Raw genomic sequence first — 15172 nt, 5'->3', positions numbered from 1 at the left:
TTAAAAGGATGAGGCGCCGCCGTCGGTCCGATGGCGAAGTCATGTGAAACGATGTGATGGGAACAGATGGCCTTGTTGTGCAGCAGATGGACGTACCGCCCGGGGGCGGGGCGTTTACGCTGCCACGTTTGGCCTTAGGGCTTTTTAACGTCTCGCAGCAAATGCACCGTATCTCCATCGTATCGGACCGGCTGCGACACAGGCCGCTTATCGCCGGAGAGGGATGGGTTCTGCCTGCGGGGACATCCGGCATTTGTGAATATGACGAGCCGCATTCCTACATCTATGCCGAATTCGCTCCTGAACTGCTGGAAGATGTCGATATCGACGCCTCGCGTGCCTTCGAACCGCTGGTCGGCACCCTCGATCCTCTGCTCGTTCACTTGATCCGGAATGCCGCGGAGCGAACCGATCGGACGGCGCTGTATCGCGAGACAATGGACCTCGCGCTCACATCGCATCTTGGCGCGGTGCTCTGGCAGAATCGGCTCCCGGCTAAAGATCGGGTGGACCGCCGCCTGCGGCGTGCGGTCGACTATATCGAGGCCCATCTGGATTGCGACTTTTCCCTGACGACGCTTGCGCGCGAAGCGGCTATGAGCCGCTATCACTTCGCGCGCGCCTTCAAGGCGGCTTTTGGCCAGCCTCCGCATCAATATGTCATTCGTCGGCGCATGGAGCAGGCGAAATTGCTGCTTCGCGCGACATCCCTGCCGGTGGGCGAAATCGCCTATCGTGTCGGCTACGGTGATGTTTCCCGTTTTTCCGTCCACTTCAAGCGTCATGCCGGTGCGACACCCGGCACCTTCCGCCGCGACTGACGCCGTCACGCTTTAGAGCAAGATTGACCTGCCTTTTGCCCGGATTTGCGCCTGCGCAAAGCCGTTCCCTGCGCAAGTTTCATGGAGCACTCATGCAAGGGAGATGTTTCATGAAATGGGCAAGGATTGTGTCGGCATTGGGTAGTGTGCTGCTGTCCTCATCGGCCTTCGCCGAGGTGGAGACGAGGCGTGTGACATTCGAGAACGAGGGCGAGCCCCTTGTCGGCACGCTCTACATTCCGGACGAGGCGGGCGAGAACGCACGCTCGCCGGCCGTTGTCGTAACCGGCGCGTGGACGTCGATCAAGGAACAGATGTCGGGCCACTATGCCCGCGAGATGGCCGAACGGGGATATGTCGCTTTGGCCTTCGATTTTCGCGGCTGGGGAGAATCCGGCGGGTCAATCCGCTTCAAGGAAGATCCTGCCGAGAAGACCGCAGACATTCTGGCTGCGGCCGCATTCCTGTCGACGGTCGAGGAGGTGGATCCCGCCAGGATTTCCGGCCTCGGCATCTGCGCCTCGTCGGGCTACATGGCCTCGGCCGTTGCCAAAAGCGCGGCGTTCACCCGCGTCGCGCTGGTGGCCCCGTGGCTGCACAACAGGGAAATCGTCGAAGATGTCTATGGCGGGGCGGAAGGGGTGGCCAAGCTGATCGGCGCTTCACGGGAGGCCGAGGCGTCCGAGGCCAACGGCAAACCCCGCGTGATTTTGGCTGCGAGCGCATCCGATGCGGGCGCGCTGATGTACCAGGTTCCCTATTACACCGAAACCGGGCGCGGGCTTGTCCCGCAATACGACAACAAGTTCAACCTAGCCTCCTGGGAGCCTTGGCTGACATACGATTCGGTCGCGATTGGCGCGGCGCTTTCCAAGCCCACCTTGATCGTCCATTCGGAGGCGGCTGCCGTTCCGCAGGGGGCGCATGCATTCTTCAGCCAACTCCGCGGCGATGCCTCGCAGGTCTGGCTGGAGAATATCACCCAGTTCGACTTCTACGACCAGCCGGGCGCGGTGGATGCCGCCGCGGACGCAGTCGCGGCACATTTCGGCAAGGAAGGTGGCAAGCAATGAACGCGAAAACTCTCCTGCTGGCCGCAGCCATGATCGCGACAGAAAATTCGGGTGCGAATGCGGAACCCTTGAGTGTCGAGGATCGTCTCGCCATCATCGACACCATCACGGACGTGGCCGCCGGCGCCGATCGGCACCAATGGGAACGGGTCCGCAATGCCTTCTCCAGCGAGGTTACCCTCGACTATACAAGCCTGTGGGGCGGTTCTCCCACCACGCAATCCGGCGCTGATATCGTCGCGCAATGGTCCGGTTTCCTGCCCGGTTTCGATCAGACGCTTCATCTCGTCACCAATCACGCAATCGTCGAGAGTGGTCAGGACAATGCAGTGGCGGAGGCCGATTTTCAGGCGTCCCACCGTATTGGGCAAGACCTGTGGGTGCTGCTGGGGCACTACAGGTATCAACTGGCCAAGCAGGGCGGGGACTGGAAGATAACCGGCCTGACGATGGTCTATACCCACGAATGGGGAGATCGCGACCTGGTGAGAAGGGCAGGCGAGCGAAATTCCGCTAAATAGTGCAGTTTGAGCGTTTGGGGCTGGAGAGTTTTGAGAGGCTCTCAAGCCCCAAGGCGTTCGCTAGACTCGATGATGAGGCGTCGCAACCAGTTGTGGCCGGGTTCGCTGTCATTGCGTCGATGCCAGAGCATGGTCTCCCGGTAACCGGAATATTCGAGCGGAACCGGGAACGATTTGATGCCCTTTGCGTCAGACAGTTGAAGGATGTTCGCCGACAGGGTGCAGATAAAAGATGTCTGCGCGACGATGGACGGCGCCGCCAACGCATAGGGCAGGCTCAAGACGACATTCCGCTTCAAGCCGCGGTCGTCCAGCATCCTGTCGATGTAGCCTTTCAGGTCTCCGACATGCGTTACCACGAGATGGGGATATTTTAGAAAGAGGTCCAGCGTCAGCTCGTCCCTAATTTCTGGGTGCGCGGTGGAAACAATGGAGACCCAGTCGACGTGAAAGAGCTGGGCGCGCTTTATCGTGGTCGAGGCGTCCGGGAGAATTGTGATGGCAAGGTCGATCGATCCCCTTTCCAGGCCCTCTTCGATGTCCTGTCGATGCAGGCTGCGCAGGATGATCGAAACCTTCGGCGCCTTTTCCTGAAGGGCTGCTGCCACAAGCGGCATCAGGGTGGCGGCAACGTGATCCGTGGTGGCGATGCGGAACACTCTGCGGGAACGCCCGGGCTCGAACTTGGCAATGTCGCCCAGAGCCTCTTCGATTTGGCGCAGGGACATCCGGATCGGATCTGCAAGATCCAGGGCCTTCTCAGTTGGACGCACGCCATCGGCATGGCGAACGAACAGGTCATCTGCAAACAGTGCCCGAAGGTTGGCGAGGCGCTTGCTCATCGCTGGCTGGCTGATGCCGATACGGCTGGCCGCCGCGCTGACGGAGCCTTCGCTGAGAAGGGCGTCGAATGCGACGAGGAGGTTGAGGTCTACGGCGGCAAGGTTCATCGGCATTATTCCAAAACAGAATATAGAGATATTCAATATCGATTTGAGGAATGCAAGCGTCCGTGGGAATGCTTGAGGAGCAAAACCTCAATGGAGACCCAATCGTGCGAATTTTATCTTTGGCGACGGCGGTAGCGCTGTCAGCCCTCAACTCTGCCGCCTTCGCCCAAGCCGCGTCGCAGGAGCGGTTTTTTGTCCTGTCCGACACCGATATGGTGCCGACTGTCTATGAGACTGGCCTTCTCGGGCCGGTGGACACAAATCACGGCGATACCCTTTCCATAATCGCATCGCCGTTTGACTCGCTGAAGCCTGGTTTGACGTCGGTATCGAATTCCACATTCGGCCCTCCCGGCGCACTCGACATTTCTGGCGATGGCCGTTTCGCTTTCATAGCGGAGACCTTTCTGAAGCGGCCCGCCGGCGCGGAGCGCCTTGACGAGTTGCAGCAGGGCAATCTTGTGCGTTCCCTACATATAGAGGGCACCACCGCCCGAGAAATCGACAGCGTCCGGATTGGCAAACAACCTCAGGCCATTCACCTCAATCCGGCGGGAGACCTGATCGCCGCCATTACGGTCGATGCCGACAAGGAGCTTGCATTCGTACCGGTCAAGGACGGAAAGTTCGGCGAGGTTGCCGCTTTTGGCCTCGGCCTTGAGCCTTCAACCGGCTTCATTCCTTTGAAATCGACCTGGCTGCAATGGCACCCGAGCGGCCGATATGTTGCCGTCAATCTGGTCGATCGCGGCCAGGTCGCCTTCTATGAGATCGAACGCACCGCCGCGGGCGCGGTGACGGCGGTTCGCCCGTGGGGCAACCGCGTCCAGACAAACAAGTTTCCCTTTGTTGGGCGCTTCTCGCCCGATGGCCGCTACTATGTGACATCAGACGTGCAATGGGGTGTCGATACCGCCGGTTTCTATGGCGTTCGGGAAGGTATTCTGACCACAGTTCGCGTGGCGGATGCCGGCTCGACGGGTGATGCCGCGCGACACACGGTGCCGCATATCGCGCTGGGAGGATGGGGCGGCGAAACGATCGCATTCTCTCCGGATGGGCGGTTCCTTGTCTCGTCCAACCTGCGCGGCACCGGCAAGCCGGATGGCTCCCCCGATTGGACGGAACACGCGTCGATCAGCCTCTACGAACTGGACCCTGAAACGGGCCGGTTGACACAGCACGGCGAGTACCCGGTGGCTGGCGTGCTCCCGCAGGGCCTTGCCTTCGACAAGACCGGCCGTTCCCTCTTTGTCGGTGTTAACCGCTACCGCGACGAGAAGGTGCCGCTGGGCGGTTCGGTCGAGATTTGGCGGATCGAAACCGAAGGAGCGACGGCCCTTGTCAACACGGGCCGGCAGATCAGGTTGCCGGCTGGGGTTCATACCATCGTCGCGCGGTAGAGTTTTATAGGTACGGTGCCTGTCGTTCGCCTATACGTCGCTGGCGCAGCGGAAGCCCATGTGGCCGGTTGTTGTGTCCTCGTCGTTGAAGCTGCGTGCCGCGTTGCGGTAGCGGTTGCAGTAGGACGCGTGGCACAGGTAGGAGCCGCCTTTGATCACCCGTGCGGTGCCGTCAAGCGGCCCGCGCGGATTTCGCCGCGTTTCTGCGCGATCGGCAACGTGCCAGGACGCGCTCCAGCGGTCGCTGGTCCATTCCCAGGCATTGCCGGAGGTGTTCCAGAGGCCGTAGCCATTGGGCTCGAAGCTTCGTGCAGGTGCGGTGGCGAGAAAGCCGTCCTCGCCGGTATTTCGCATCGGGAACTCGCCCTGCCAGATGTTGCAGCGATGTGTGCCGTTCGGCTGGAGTTCGTCTCCCCAGGGGAATCGCTTTCCGTCCAGACCGCCGCGGCTGGCCTTTTCCCATTCCGCTTCCGTGGGAAGCCGCTTGCCGGCCCAGGCCGCATAGGCCGATGCGTCTCGCCAGGAGACATGCACCACGGGGTGATCCTCTCGGCCCAGGATGTCGGATCCGGGGCCGTCCGGCGACCGCCAGGTCGTATTGCGCACGGCCAGCCACCATGGAGTGGTCGGCACGCCGGCATCCATTACCGAGCGGGCGGCGGCGGGGTGCAGGGCAGCGTGGAACACATAGGACCAGCCGTATCGCTCCGCGTCCGTTTCGTGACCGGTGGCCGCGATGAAATGTTCGAATTCGGCGTTGGTGATAGCGGCCCTGTCGATCAGGAAAGCGTCGATGTGCACCAGCCGCGCCGGCCCCTCGCCATCGGCGGGAAAGCCATCCGGGCCGTCGTCTCCCATGCGGAACGTTCCGGACGGGATGAGGGCCATGTCGGCATGGTTGACGTGACCTGTTGCCTGAGCGGCTGCGACCGGGCCTTCCGCGAGGCGAGGCCCGCGATTGGGCACGCAGCAGCCTTTGCCCTCATGCGCCGCCATGGCCGCGTCCAACCTGACCGCTGCGATAGTCGTCGAGCAACTCCCGCGGATTGAGACGGTGCTGCCGCTGGTATTGCTCGGGATGTGGCACGATCGTCGGGCTTTCGCCTTCGATCCTTGATATCCAGTCGAGCAGGCGCGCGCGAAGATCATGCGTTACTTCGGCGAAGGCCGGCATGCCGATCAGGTTCACCAGCTCGTAGGGATCGTTCTCCAGATCGTAGAGCGCCTTTTCTTCGTATTCCGCGGCACCCGACTGTGCGGCGTCGTAAGGCGCGGTGACCGCATATTTCCAGCGTGCGGTGCGGATTGCCCGCCCGGTTTCGGTTTCCGATATCTGAACAAACGTCTCCTCGCGCCATTCGGATTTCGGATCGCGCAGCAACGGCAGGATGGAGCGACCCTGCATGCTTTCCGGAACCACAAGGCCGGCGGCTTCGATCAGGGTAGGCGCGATGTCGGTGTTGTTGACCAGCGCGCGCACGCGTCCGCCGCCGTCGAAGCCCGGCCCGGCCAGCGCCATCGGCACCCGAATGGACGATTCATGGCAGGAGCGCTTGTATTCGTCGTTGCGCGTCTTGAAGTGGCAGCCGTGATCAGAGGTGAAGAGCACGATCGTATCGTCTTGCAGGCCGAGGCTTTTGACGGCATCGAGCAGCCGGCCGAGGGCCTCGTCGAGGCGCTTGACCATTCCGTAGTAGCCGGGAAGGTGCCAGCTCGATGTGCCCTGCAACGTCTGCAGGTCCGGCGGCGTCCACAGGCGCTTCTGGAGCTCTTCGCGATAACCGGTCGGTGCGGGATAGTCGTCGGTATGGTTCTGGTGGTGCGGTTCCAGGAAGGAGACGAACAGCAGGAAGGGCTCTTCCTTGTGAGCGTCGATGTATCGGATGGCGGCGTCCGTCATCGCATCGACGCGGTAGCCGGGCAGGCGGTGTTCGACGCCGTCCCCGTCGGTCAAGCGTGTGTCATAGGCGTCGGAGACGAATTCGAGGTGGTTTGCCGCCAGCCACTCCTCGTAGCCACCACGCATGCCTGGCGGAACGGGGTCTTCACCGGCCAGGTGCCACTTGCCGATATAGCCGGTGCGGTAGCCGTTTTCGGCGAAGACGCGGCCAAGGGTGGGGATCTGGGGATCGAGATTTATCTCGTTGCGAAAGACGCCAGTCGCCGTCGCGTAGCGCCCGGTCTGCAAGGCTGCACGCGAAGGCCCGCAGAGCGGCTGGCAGGTGAAGGCATTGGCGACATGCGTGCCCATCTGCGCGATCCGGTCGAAATTCGGCGTTAGCCCCATCGGGTTTCCGTGCACGCCGGTCGTGTCGAACCGCTGCTGATCTGTGAAGAAGACAATCACGTTAGGCCGTTTTGTCACCGAGAGCTCCGCTGCTGGTGGAAGGGTGATGGACCGTAGCGACGGCTCCGCGGAGCGGGAAATGAAATTGCGGTCCCTCGGTCATGACCAATTTTTATCGCGCAGCGGCTTGCACAGCTCCTCGAGGATTTCGATTGCCCGCTGGATGATCGGATAACCCGTCGACGATGCGCGCACCCAGACACCGGATTCAAAGCTCCACAGAGGAGCCGCAATCGGCAGCATGCGCAGGCCGCGTTCCTCCGCGAGAGGACAAACGGGATCGACCGCTGCGGTCAGTGCGGCGGAGTTCCCGACAATATCGAGACAGGCCTCGATCGTGTGGGCCGTGAGCGCGATCTTGGGTGGCTGCTGGCGAAGATCATCATACGCGCGCCTGAGGCGGCCGACCGTATGGTCGTCACGGTGGAGAAGCACCCAGGAATAGGGCGCGGTATCCGCCAATGTGACGTGTTCCTGCCGGTAGAGCGGATTGAGCGGCCCGGCGAAGACCATGACGCTGGCGGAAAGCAGCCTGTGCGTCACGATCCCTTCCGGCGGTGCGCCGACCAGCGCGCCGAGAATGATGTCCACGTCGCCGCGCATCAGTTCCGGCCGGGTGGGATTGAGCAGGTCCGCGCGTAACTCGATCATCGTGCGCGGAAACTCGCTGTGGAGCCGGCTCACGAACCGGGCGGCGAGGCCGCTTTGATAGGCGACGCCGGCGACGATACGCAGGACCGCCTTCTCCTGGCGCTGCTCCGCCGCCATTTCTTCCGCCGCGAAACGGTATTGGTTTTCGATCGCCTCGGCGCGCTCCAAGAAGCGCTTCCCGGTGCCGTTCAGGAACATTCCGCGGGCCGTTCGGGAGAAAAGTTCGGCTCCGAGCTCGGATTCGAGTCGGCGGATCGTTTTCGTCACAGCGGGCTGCGTGAGACCAATTTCCTCCGAAGCGGCGGTCAGATTGCCCTTTCTTGCTACGGAAAGGAACGCTCGAAGATTTCTATCCATCTCATTCCCTGAAGTTATCGATCAGGCCCAATCATTTCATTTTACATCATCGCCTCGCCGGGAGTTTTGTCAACAAAGTCTATAAAGTATGTCGTCTATTCGGCATGCCAACGGAGAGGGATGGAACGATGGATAAGACGTTTCGGTTTGGCAGCCAGCGCGGGCGTTTGACGCTCGGCGCGGCGCTGCTGGCCACGGGCCTGGCAGCAGCGCCGGCGACTGCGCAGGAGGAATTTCCGGAGGTCGGCGAGCAGGTGCCGATCACCGTTCTCATCAACGCGTCACCCTGGTTCTCGGGTTATGAGGCTGCGGTCGCGCTTTACGAGGAGCAGACCGGCAACGAGGTGGAACTCGACGTCACGCCCTATTCGGGCATGCTGGAAAAGGCGCGCAACGCCGTTCGCGGCGCGGAGAGCACTCACCAGTTGCTGAACATCGATGGCGGCTGGACCGTAGAGTTCTATGAGGCCGGCACGCTGACGCCGCTCAACGAGATCGACCCTGAATTCAAGCTGCCGGAACAGGTCTTCGCCTGCGGGCTAACGCACTGGTGGAATGCCGACAAGCGCTGGCGCACGCCCGATGGCGGCGCGCTCTATGGCGTTCCGCCGAACTGCAACACCCACATGCAGGTCTATCGCACCGATCTCTACGAGCAGGCCAAGCTGACGCCGCCCGTCTCGGTCGATGATGTCGCGGCGAGCTGCAAGGCCGTGCAGCAGGCGTCGGGCCTTTATGGATATGTGACGCGTGGCGAGCGCGGCTCCATCCGCTTCGAGTGGTCGCCATACCTGCTGGCGCATGGCGCCGATATCGCCGCCGACATGGAGAACGGCGACTATACCGTCACCGTCAACAGCCCCGAGGCGCTGACCTCGCTCACCAAGTTCCTCGACATCATCAAGGGCTGCGGGCCGGAGAATGTCGCAGCACTGACCCAGAACGACGTGATCCAGCTGATGGCCGCCGGCAAGGCCGCCGAGATACAGGTCGTCGTCGCGGCAATGTCGAGCCTGACGGATCCGGCTAAGTCCGTTGTCGCCGGCAAGCTCGGCGCCGTGCCGAACCCGATTGTCGGTGGCAAGAAGCTTTCCTCGCCCATCGGCAACTGGGTTTCCGCGATCCCGCAGAACATCTCGCCGGAAGAAAAGCAGGCGGCACTCGCCTTCCTCAAGTGGTTCGTGTCGAAGCCCGCGCAGGAAGCCTATGTCGCGGCCGGCGGCGTGCCGGTTCGTGGCGATGTGCTGGAGCCACTCGCCGACGATCCGGATTATTTCTGGGTCAAAGCCTACCTGTCGAACCTCGATGGCGCCGTGAGCCTGTTCGGTTATGCCGAGGCGGCGGAAGTTGACCAGGTTCTCGGCCTGCGCCTTAACCAGGCGCTGATCGGCGAACTGACGCCGGCTGTGGCGCTCAACACGTCTGCCGCCGAGATCGAGACGATCTTCAAGAAATCGGGCCGCAAGACCGGCCGCCTGCCGGATCTCGTGCAATGAGGCGGGCAGCGCGATGACTGCACATGCAGCCATTCAAGATGGTGCGGGGCGCCCTTCCGGGGCGACCCGCCGCAAACAGGCGTTTCGGCGTTTTGCCCTCTGGCCGGCGACGATCCTTCTCTTTCTTCTGACCGTCGTTCCGATGCTGAACCTGTTTGCGATGGCGCTCGCGGAGATTACGATCTCACGCGGCAAGACAGAATGGGTGTTCAATCCGCTCGCCAATCTCGATCTGCTGTTCGGCGATACGCTGTTCCTGACAGCCACCTGGAACACCATCCTCTTCGTCGTTCTGTCCGTGTCGGTGGAGCTCGTGCTCGGCATCGCCCTGGCGCTTCTGGCTGCCTCGGTGCGCCGCGGCAAGGGGCTTATCCGCACCGTCACCATCCTGCCGATCCTCGTCTCGCCCGTCGCGATCGGCGCGATGTGGCGGCTGATGTACAGCTATGATTTCGGCCTCTTCAACCAGATCCTCGAAGCCGTCGGACTTGCCAAGGTCGGCTGGCTTTCGGAAACCTCGATCGCCCTTCTGTCCGTCGTCATTGTCGATATCTGGCACTGGACGCCGCTCGTCTTTCTCATCCTCTTTGCGGGTGTCGAAGGCTTGCCGCGCGAGGTGATCGAGGCGGCGCGGATCGACGGCGCCAACCGCCGCCAGCTTCTGCGCCACATCATCCTGCCGCTTCTGGCGCCGGCGATCGCTGTCGCCTTCATCTTCCGTTCGATCGCGGCCTTCAAGGTGTTCGATCAGATCGTGCTCCTGACCGGCGGCGGGCCGGGCACTTCGACGGAGGTTGTCAGCCTTCGCCTCTACAAGGTCTATTTCGAACAGAACGCCATGGGCTACGGCGCGCTTCTGTCGCTGGTCACCGTCGCGATGATCCTGGTCTTCCTTCTGACCGCACGGATCGGCATGCGCTGGGTGGAGGCTCGCAATGTTTGAATTGAGAGGCCGAAGCCTCGTTCTCGGGCATACGCTCCTCGCGCTGTCCGTCATCTTCACGCTGGCGCCGTTCATCTACATTCTGGCGACCTCGTTCAAGACCGAGATATCGATTGCGACCGGAGAGATCCTGTTCGATCCGACGCTTGCCAACTATCAGCAGGTGCTGTTCGGGCGGCGCTCGAATTTCGGGCGCAATCTGTTCAACAGCGTGACGGTGGCGCTCGTCAGCACGGTGATCACGCTGGCGATCGGCCTGCTCGCAGCCTATGCCTTGGAACGGCAAAAGCACGCCAGGCTCATCTCCCGGCTGTTCCTGGGGTGGACTTTGCTATTCCATGTCATGCCGACGCTGACGTTGGTCGGCCCGTGGTACATGATCTTTAGCTGGCTCGGCCTCTACAACACGCTGACGGCGCTGGTCCTCGTCCATGTCGTGGTGAACCTGCCGTTGACGGTGTGGTTGCTGATGGGGTTCGTCCGCGACATTCCGGTCGAGCTTGAGGATGCTGCCCGCGTCGATGGATGCACGCCGTTCCAGGTGTTCTGGAAGGTAGTCCTGCCGCTTGTGACGCCGGGGCTGATCGCGGCGGGCGTGCTCGCCTTCGTGTTCAGCTGGAACGAGTTTTCCGTCGCCCTCACGCTCGCATCGCGGGCGTCTGCCACGGTGCCGATCGGTATCGCCCAGTTCGCACAGCAATTTGAAATCCAGAACGGCCCGATGGCGGCTGCCTCCATGATCGCGATCGTACCGGCGCTTGTGCTGATGATCTTCGGCCAGCGTTTCGTGGTGCAGGGCCTGACCGGCGGCGCCTTGAAATAGGGGAAACCATGGCCAGAGTTGATCTTGAAGGCATAGACAAGCGTTTCGGCAGCACCGACGTGCTGTCGCAAATCGCGCTTGATATCGAGGAGGGGGAATTCCTCGTGCTCGTCGGCCCATCGGGATGCGGGAAATCGACGCTGTTGCGCGTGATCGCCGGCCTCGAAGATGCGGATGCCGGGACCGTGCGCATCAACGGCCGCGACGTTACCGGGCTGGAGCCGCGCGATCGCGACATCGCCATGGTGTTTCAGTCCTACGCGCTCTATCCGCACATGACGGTGCGCCAGAACATCGGCTTCAGCCTGAAGCTGTCGGGCCGGCCAAAGGCCGAGATCGATGCAGCGGTCGATGACGCCGCCCGGCTACTCGGTCTCTCAGCGTTACTCGACCGCAAGCCGCGGCAGCTTTCCGGCGGCCAGAGGCAACGCGTCGCGATGGGCAGGGCGATCGTGCGCAAGCCGGCGCTGTTCCTGTTCGACGAGCCGCTGTCCAATCTCGACGCGAAGCTGCGTGTCCAGATGCGCACGGAGATCCGCGCGCTGCATGAGCGTCTCGGCGCCACTTCGGTTTATGTCACGCACGACCAGGTAGAGGCGATGACCATGGCCGACCGCATCGTCGTGCTGGATCATGGCCGGATCGTCCAGATCGGCACGCCGCTGGAGGTCTATGCCAATCCGGTCAGCCGTTTCGTCGCCGAATTCATCGGTGCGCCCGGCATCAACATTATCGACGGCGACATCGCGGCCGATGGCACGGTGCGCGCGGGAGATCTCGTTCTCGGCCACAGTTCGGCGGCGCCCGGACCAGTCGATATCGGCATCCGGCCAGAAGATCTTGTGCTTGCGCAACACGGCGCATCCGACGCCCTGCCGCTCACCTTCGGCATCGTGGAGCACCTCGGCGCCGAGACCTATGTCTTCGGCGATCATGGCGGCCGGCAGATTTGCTGGCGCCGGCCGGGATCGCAGGGGCAGGCCGGTGAGACCGTTTGGCTCAGGCCGGAGCCCGGCCGCGTTCATCTCTTCGACAAAACCACCGGCCGCGTGCTGCCGCCGATCACTGGAGCCATTTCGTCATGAAAGCCGTCTTCCTGCTTTTCGACAGCCTGAACCGTCATCTGCTCGGCCCCTATGGCGGAACCGACGTGCCGACGCCGAATTTCGACCGGCTGGCCGCCCGCTCTGTGGTCTTCGACAAACACTATGTCGGCTCCATGCCCTGCATGCCGGCGCGCCGCGATATGATGACGGGCCGGCTTTCCTTCCTGCACCGGAGCTGGGGGCCGCTGGAGCCCTTCGACAATGCGTTCCCGGAGCTTTTGCAGGAGGCGGGCGTCCACTCCCATCTGGTGACCGACCACTATCACTACTGGGAAGACGGCGGCGCGACCTATCACAACCGCTACACCACGTTCGAATTCGTGCGCGGGCAGGAAGCAGACCCCTGGAAGGTCGACAAGTCGAAGGACCTCGGCGAACTCAGCGAGAAATACCACCCGAAGCAGCGGGGCGGCGGCATCAAGCACATCTTCGAGCCTTATATCGTCAACCGCGACTTCATCACCGAGGAAGAGGAGTTTCCCTCCTACAAGACCTTCGCTCACGGCCTCGATTTCCTTGCGCGTAATCATGCGGCGGACAATTGGCTGCTCCAGATCGAAACCTTCGATCCGCACGAACCCTTCCACGCGCCGGATCGCTTCAAGGATTCGTTCCGCACCGGATGGAACGGGCCTATCCGCGACTGGCCGACCTATGGCCGCGGCAACGACGAGCCGGGCGAGGCAGACGAGCTGCGCGCCAACTATCGGGCGACACTTGCCCATTGCGATCATCTGCTCGGCAAGCTGCTCGATGCCTTCGATGAGCACGATCTGTGGAAGGATACGGCGCTCGTCCTAACCACCGATCATGGCTTCCTGCTGGGCGAACACGATCTCTGGGCGAAGAACCGGATGACGATGTACCAGGAGATCGCCAACATTCCGCTGTTCATCCACGATCCCCGCACACCACGTTCGGGACGTGTGGGCGACGTGACGCAATCGATCGACATCGCGCCGACATTGCTGGCGCTCTTCGGCCTGCCGCCGGCGGAGGAAATGAAAGGTCGCGCGCTGGTGGGCGAGCAGCACCATGATGCGGTGATCTTCGGCTATTTCGGCGGTGCCGTGAACATCACGGACGGCACCTACACCTACCATCGTTATCCGGACGATATCGCCGCACAGGAAATCTACCAGTACACGCTCATGCCGACGCACCTGAAGACGCGCTTCACGCCGGAAGAGCTGCGCGCGGCCCGGCTGCACCCGCCGTTCGACTGGACCAAGGACGTCCCTTTGCTGCAAATCCCCGTCCAGACCCGCTCGCCGTTCTACATGAACTACGGCCCGGGTTCGCTCATCGAAAGCGATACGCGCCTTTACGACGTCGCTGCCGATCCCTCACAAGCCCGATCCCTCGACGATCCGGAAACCGAGGCACGCCTTGTCGCAAGGCTGGTCGAACTGATGGCGGAAAACGACGCGCCACCGGAAGCCTACCGCCGCATCGGCCTGGAGGCGCCAGAACGGTAAAATGGTCTGCCTCCGTGATACGGAAATCGTGCCGGCGGCGGGCGAAGAGGCTGGATTAAACCCGTGGGGTGGCGGCGCCTCGATACAGGGGAACGAGCAGGAAAATCTTCCCCAGCCGGCCTCATAATTAGATGATATAATCTATAGAATTACTAGAATAATGTCTTTAATGCGGACATTGCGATGCCTTGGCGAAGCCGCCAATTCGGCGCGCGGCAGATGAACATCGCCAGGGTATGTGACCCGTCCGATCAGATTTTTACGAGGATTCCATGAGTAAAGCGATTGAGAATGCAGTCGAAGTTGTTCCGCTGACATCGAGGGTCGGTGCAGAGCTCAGGGGAGTAAGGCTTTCCGGCGACCTGCCGGAGAGCACCGTTGCGGAGATCAATCGCCTGTTGCTGCGGCACAAGGTCATCTTCTTCCGCGATCAGCACCACCTTGATGATGCCGGGCAGGAAGCGTTCACCAGCCGCCTTGGCAAACTCGTGCCCCATCCCACGCAAACGTCGGTCGGGGGGACCTCATCCATCTTGGAGCTCGATTCCGGACATGGCGGCGGGCGGGCGGACCAGTGGCACACCGACGTCACCTTCGTCGACGCTTATCCCAAAATCTCGGTGCTGCGTGGCCAGGTGATCCCGGCTGCCGGCGGGGATACCGTCTGGTCGAACACGCATGCTGCCTATGAGGACCTGCCGTTGCCGCTCAAGGTGCTGGCCGATAGCCTCTGGGCGGTTCACAGCAATGTCTACGACTATGCAGCGGCGCGCCCGCGGGCAACGGAAAACGAAAAAAAGCAATACGAGGAAGTGTTCACATCGACGATCTACGAGACCGAGCATCCCGTTGTGCACGTTCATCCCGAGACAGGGGAGAGGTCTCTGATCCTCGGTAATTTCGTGCAGCGGCTGGTGGGCCTTCCACGAAGCGACTCCACCAAGCTGGTCGAAATCTTCCAAAGCTATGTGACGGCGCCGCAGAATACCGTGCGCTGGCGGTGGCGGGAAGGCGACGTCGCCATCTGGGACAATCGGGCCACCCAGCATATCGCAGTCAACGACTACGGCGATCAGCACCGCGTGGTTCGTCGCTCGACGGTCGATGGCGATGTTCCGGTCAGCACCGACGGACGCCGCAGCTCGACGCGCGTGAAGACGAGCAAGCCAGCGAACGCAAAGGCCGCTTGATTTCTGCATCTCC

Annotated in this window: 14 protein-coding genes; 10 read left to right on the top strand and 4 right to left on the bottom strand. The window is 62.0% G+C overall.

What is annotated here, in order from left to right; all coding sequences use genetic code 11:
- The first annotated feature begins 56 nt into the window (after positions 1 to 56).
- Genes AC1RWL_RS23185 through AC1RWL_RS23175 form a run of 3 tightly spaced genes read left to right on the top strand, consistent with a single transcriptional unit; the run spans position 57 to position 2415 of the window.
- Complete coding sequence (locus AC1RWL_RS23185; protein WP_493095956.1) at positions 57 to 821, top strand: helix-turn-helix domain-containing protein; 765 nt, start codon at positions 57 to 59, stop codon at positions 819 to 821.
- A gap of 23 nt (positions 822 to 844) precedes the next feature.
- Positions 845 to 1894, top strand: coding sequence for an alpha/beta hydrolase (locus AC1RWL_RS23180; protein WP_493095957.1), 1050 nt, complete (start codon positions 845 to 847; stop codon positions 1892 to 1894).
- Complete coding sequence (locus tag AC1RWL_RS23175; protein ID WP_493095958.1) at positions 1891 to 2415, top strand: nuclear transport factor 2 family protein; 525 nt, start codon at positions 1891 to 1893, stop codon at positions 2413 to 2415. The genes AC1RWL_RS23180 and AC1RWL_RS23175 overlap by 4 nt, the downstream gene beginning before the upstream one ends.
- A 41-nt stretch (positions 2416 to 2456) precedes the next feature.
- Here AC1RWL_RS23175 and AC1RWL_RS23170 read toward each other — a convergent pair whose 3' ends face one another.
- The gene (locus AC1RWL_RS23170; RefSeq protein ID WP_493095959.1) at positions 2457 to 3365 is read right to left on the bottom strand and encodes a LysR family transcriptional regulator; all 909 of its coding nucleotides are present in this window, start codon (positions 3363 to 3365) and stop codon (positions 2457 to 2459) included.
- Between the two features lie 68 nt (positions 3366 to 3433).
- On the opposite strand from AC1RWL_RS23170, the gene AC1RWL_RS23165 reads away from it, so the two are divergent.
- Positions 3434 to 4768, top strand: a complete 1335-nt coding sequence (locus AC1RWL_RS23165; protein WP_493096187.1) for a lactonase family protein — start codon at positions 3434 to 3436, stop codon at positions 4766 to 4768.
- A 30-nt stretch (positions 4769 to 4798) separates the two neighbouring features.
- Here AC1RWL_RS23165 and AC1RWL_RS23160 read toward each other — a convergent pair whose 3' ends face one another.
- The 3 genes from AC1RWL_RS23160 to AC1RWL_RS23150 all read right to left on the bottom strand — a co-directional run bounded on the left by AC1RWL_RS23160 (position 4799) and on the right by AC1RWL_RS23150 (position 8123).
- The gene (locus AC1RWL_RS23160; RefSeq protein WP_493095960.1) at positions 4799 to 5764 is read right to left on the bottom strand and encodes a formylglycine-generating enzyme family protein; all 966 of its coding nucleotides are present in this window, start codon (positions 5762 to 5764) and stop codon (positions 4799 to 4801) included.
- On the bottom strand, positions 5751 to 7133 hold the full coding sequence (locus tag AC1RWL_RS23155) for a sulfatase family protein (RefSeq protein ID WP_493095961.1): 1383 nt from the start codon (positions 7131 to 7133) through the stop codon (positions 5751 to 5753). Before AC1RWL_RS23155 ends, AC1RWL_RS23160 begins: the two co-directional genes overlap by 14 nt.
- Positions 7134 to 7214: 81 nt before the next feature.
- A complete protein-coding gene (locus AC1RWL_RS23150; protein ID WP_439624800.1) occupies positions 7215 to 8123 on the bottom strand; it encodes a LysR family transcriptional regulator in 909 nt (302 codons plus the stop codon).
- 128 nt (positions 8124 to 8251) lie between these two features.
- Between AC1RWL_RS23150 and AC1RWL_RS23145 the strand changes: the two genes are divergently transcribed.
- The 6 genes from AC1RWL_RS23145 to AC1RWL_RS23120 all read left to right on the top strand — a co-directional run bounded on the left by AC1RWL_RS23145 (position 8252) and on the right by AC1RWL_RS23120 (position 15159).
- On the top strand, positions 8252 to 9619 hold the full coding sequence (locus tag AC1RWL_RS23145) for an ABC transporter substrate-binding protein (RefSeq protein WP_493095962.1): 1368 nt from the start codon (positions 8252 to 8254) through the stop codon (positions 9617 to 9619).
- A 13-nt stretch (positions 9620 to 9632) separates the two neighbouring features.
- Positions 9633 to 10562: a carbohydrate ABC transporter permease gene (locus tag AC1RWL_RS23140; protein WP_493095963.1), complete on the top strand. Its 930-nt coding sequence runs from the start codon at positions 9633 to 9635 to the stop codon at positions 10560 to 10562.
- Positions 10555 to 11385 (top strand): carbohydrate ABC transporter permease, encoded by an 831-nt coding sequence (locus AC1RWL_RS23135; protein WP_493095964.1) that lies wholly within the window; start codon positions 10555 to 10557, stop codon positions 11383 to 11385. The genes AC1RWL_RS23140 and AC1RWL_RS23135 overlap by 8 nt, the downstream gene beginning before the upstream one ends.
- Positions 11386 to 11393: 8 nt before the next feature.
- Positions 11394 to 12470, top strand: coding sequence for an ABC transporter ATP-binding protein (locus AC1RWL_RS23130; protein WP_493095965.1), 1077 nt, complete (start codon positions 11394 to 11396; stop codon positions 12468 to 12470).
- Entirely contained in the window at positions 12467 to 13969 is a 1503-nt protein-coding gene (locus tag AC1RWL_RS23125; protein WP_493095966.1) for a sulfatase, read from the top strand. The genes AC1RWL_RS23130 and AC1RWL_RS23125 overlap by 4 nt, the downstream gene beginning before the upstream one ends.
- A 272-nt stretch (positions 13970 to 14241) precedes the next feature.
- A complete protein-coding gene (locus AC1RWL_RS23120) occupies positions 14242 to 15159 on the top strand; it encodes a TauD/TfdA dioxygenase family protein (RefSeq protein ID WP_493095967.1) in 918 nt (305 codons plus the stop codon).
- Positions 15160 to 15172: the final 13 nt, after the last annotated feature.

This window comes from Shinella sp. GW821-FHT10F02, assembly GCF_058809275.1.
The sequence above is the reverse complement of the archived record's forward strand: the minus strand, read 5'-3'. Positions and strand labels throughout refer to the sequence as shown.

What these genes read in the sequence shown, in the direction of transcription:
- AC1RWL_RS23185 (WP_493095956.1), top strand. Translation starts at nt 57, where the DNA reads ATGGGAACAGATGGCCTTGTTGTGCAGCAGATGGACGTACCGCCCGGG.
- AC1RWL_RS23175 (WP_493095958.1), top strand. Translation starts at nt 1,891, where the DNA reads ATGAACGCGAAAACTCTCCTGCTGGCCGCAGCCATGATCGCGACAGAA.
- AC1RWL_RS23170 (WP_493095959.1), bottom strand. Translation starts at nt 3,365, where the DNA reads ATGAACCTTGCCGCCGTAGACCTCAACCTCCTCGTCGCATTCGACGCC.
- AC1RWL_RS23165 (WP_493096187.1), top strand. Translation starts at nt 3,434, where the DNA reads ATGCTTGAGGAGCAAAACCTCAATGGAGACCCAATCGTGCGAATTTTA.
- AC1RWL_RS23160 (WP_493095960.1), bottom strand. Translation starts at nt 5,764, where the DNA reads ATGGCGGCGCATGAGGGCAAAGGCTGCTGCGTGCCCAATCGCGGGCCT.
- AC1RWL_RS23150 (WP_439624800.1), bottom strand. Translation starts at nt 8,123, where the DNA reads ATGGATAGAAATCTTCGAGCGTTCCTTTCCGTAGCAAGAAAGGGCAAT.
- AC1RWL_RS23145 (WP_493095962.1), top strand. Translation starts at nt 8,252, where the DNA reads ATGGATAAGACGTTTCGGTTTGGCAGCCAGCGCGGGCGTTTGACGCTC.
- AC1RWL_RS23140 (WP_493095963.1), top strand. Translation starts at nt 9,633, where the DNA reads ATGACTGCACATGCAGCCATTCAAGATGGTGCGGGGCGCCCTTCCGGG.
- AC1RWL_RS23135 (WP_493095964.1), top strand. Translation starts at nt 10,555, where the DNA reads ATGTTTGAATTGAGAGGCCGAAGCCTCGTTCTCGGGCATACGCTCCTC.
- AC1RWL_RS23130 (WP_493095965.1), top strand. Translation starts at nt 11,394, where the DNA reads ATGGCCAGAGTTGATCTTGAAGGCATAGACAAGCGTTTCGGCAGCACC.
- AC1RWL_RS23125 (WP_493095966.1), top strand. Translation starts at nt 12,467, where the DNA reads ATGAAAGCCGTCTTCCTGCTTTTCGACAGCCTGAACCGTCATCTGCTC.
- AC1RWL_RS23120 (WP_493095967.1), top strand. Translation starts at nt 14,242, where the DNA reads ATGAGTAAAGCGATTGAGAATGCAGTCGAAGTTGTTCCGCTGACATCG.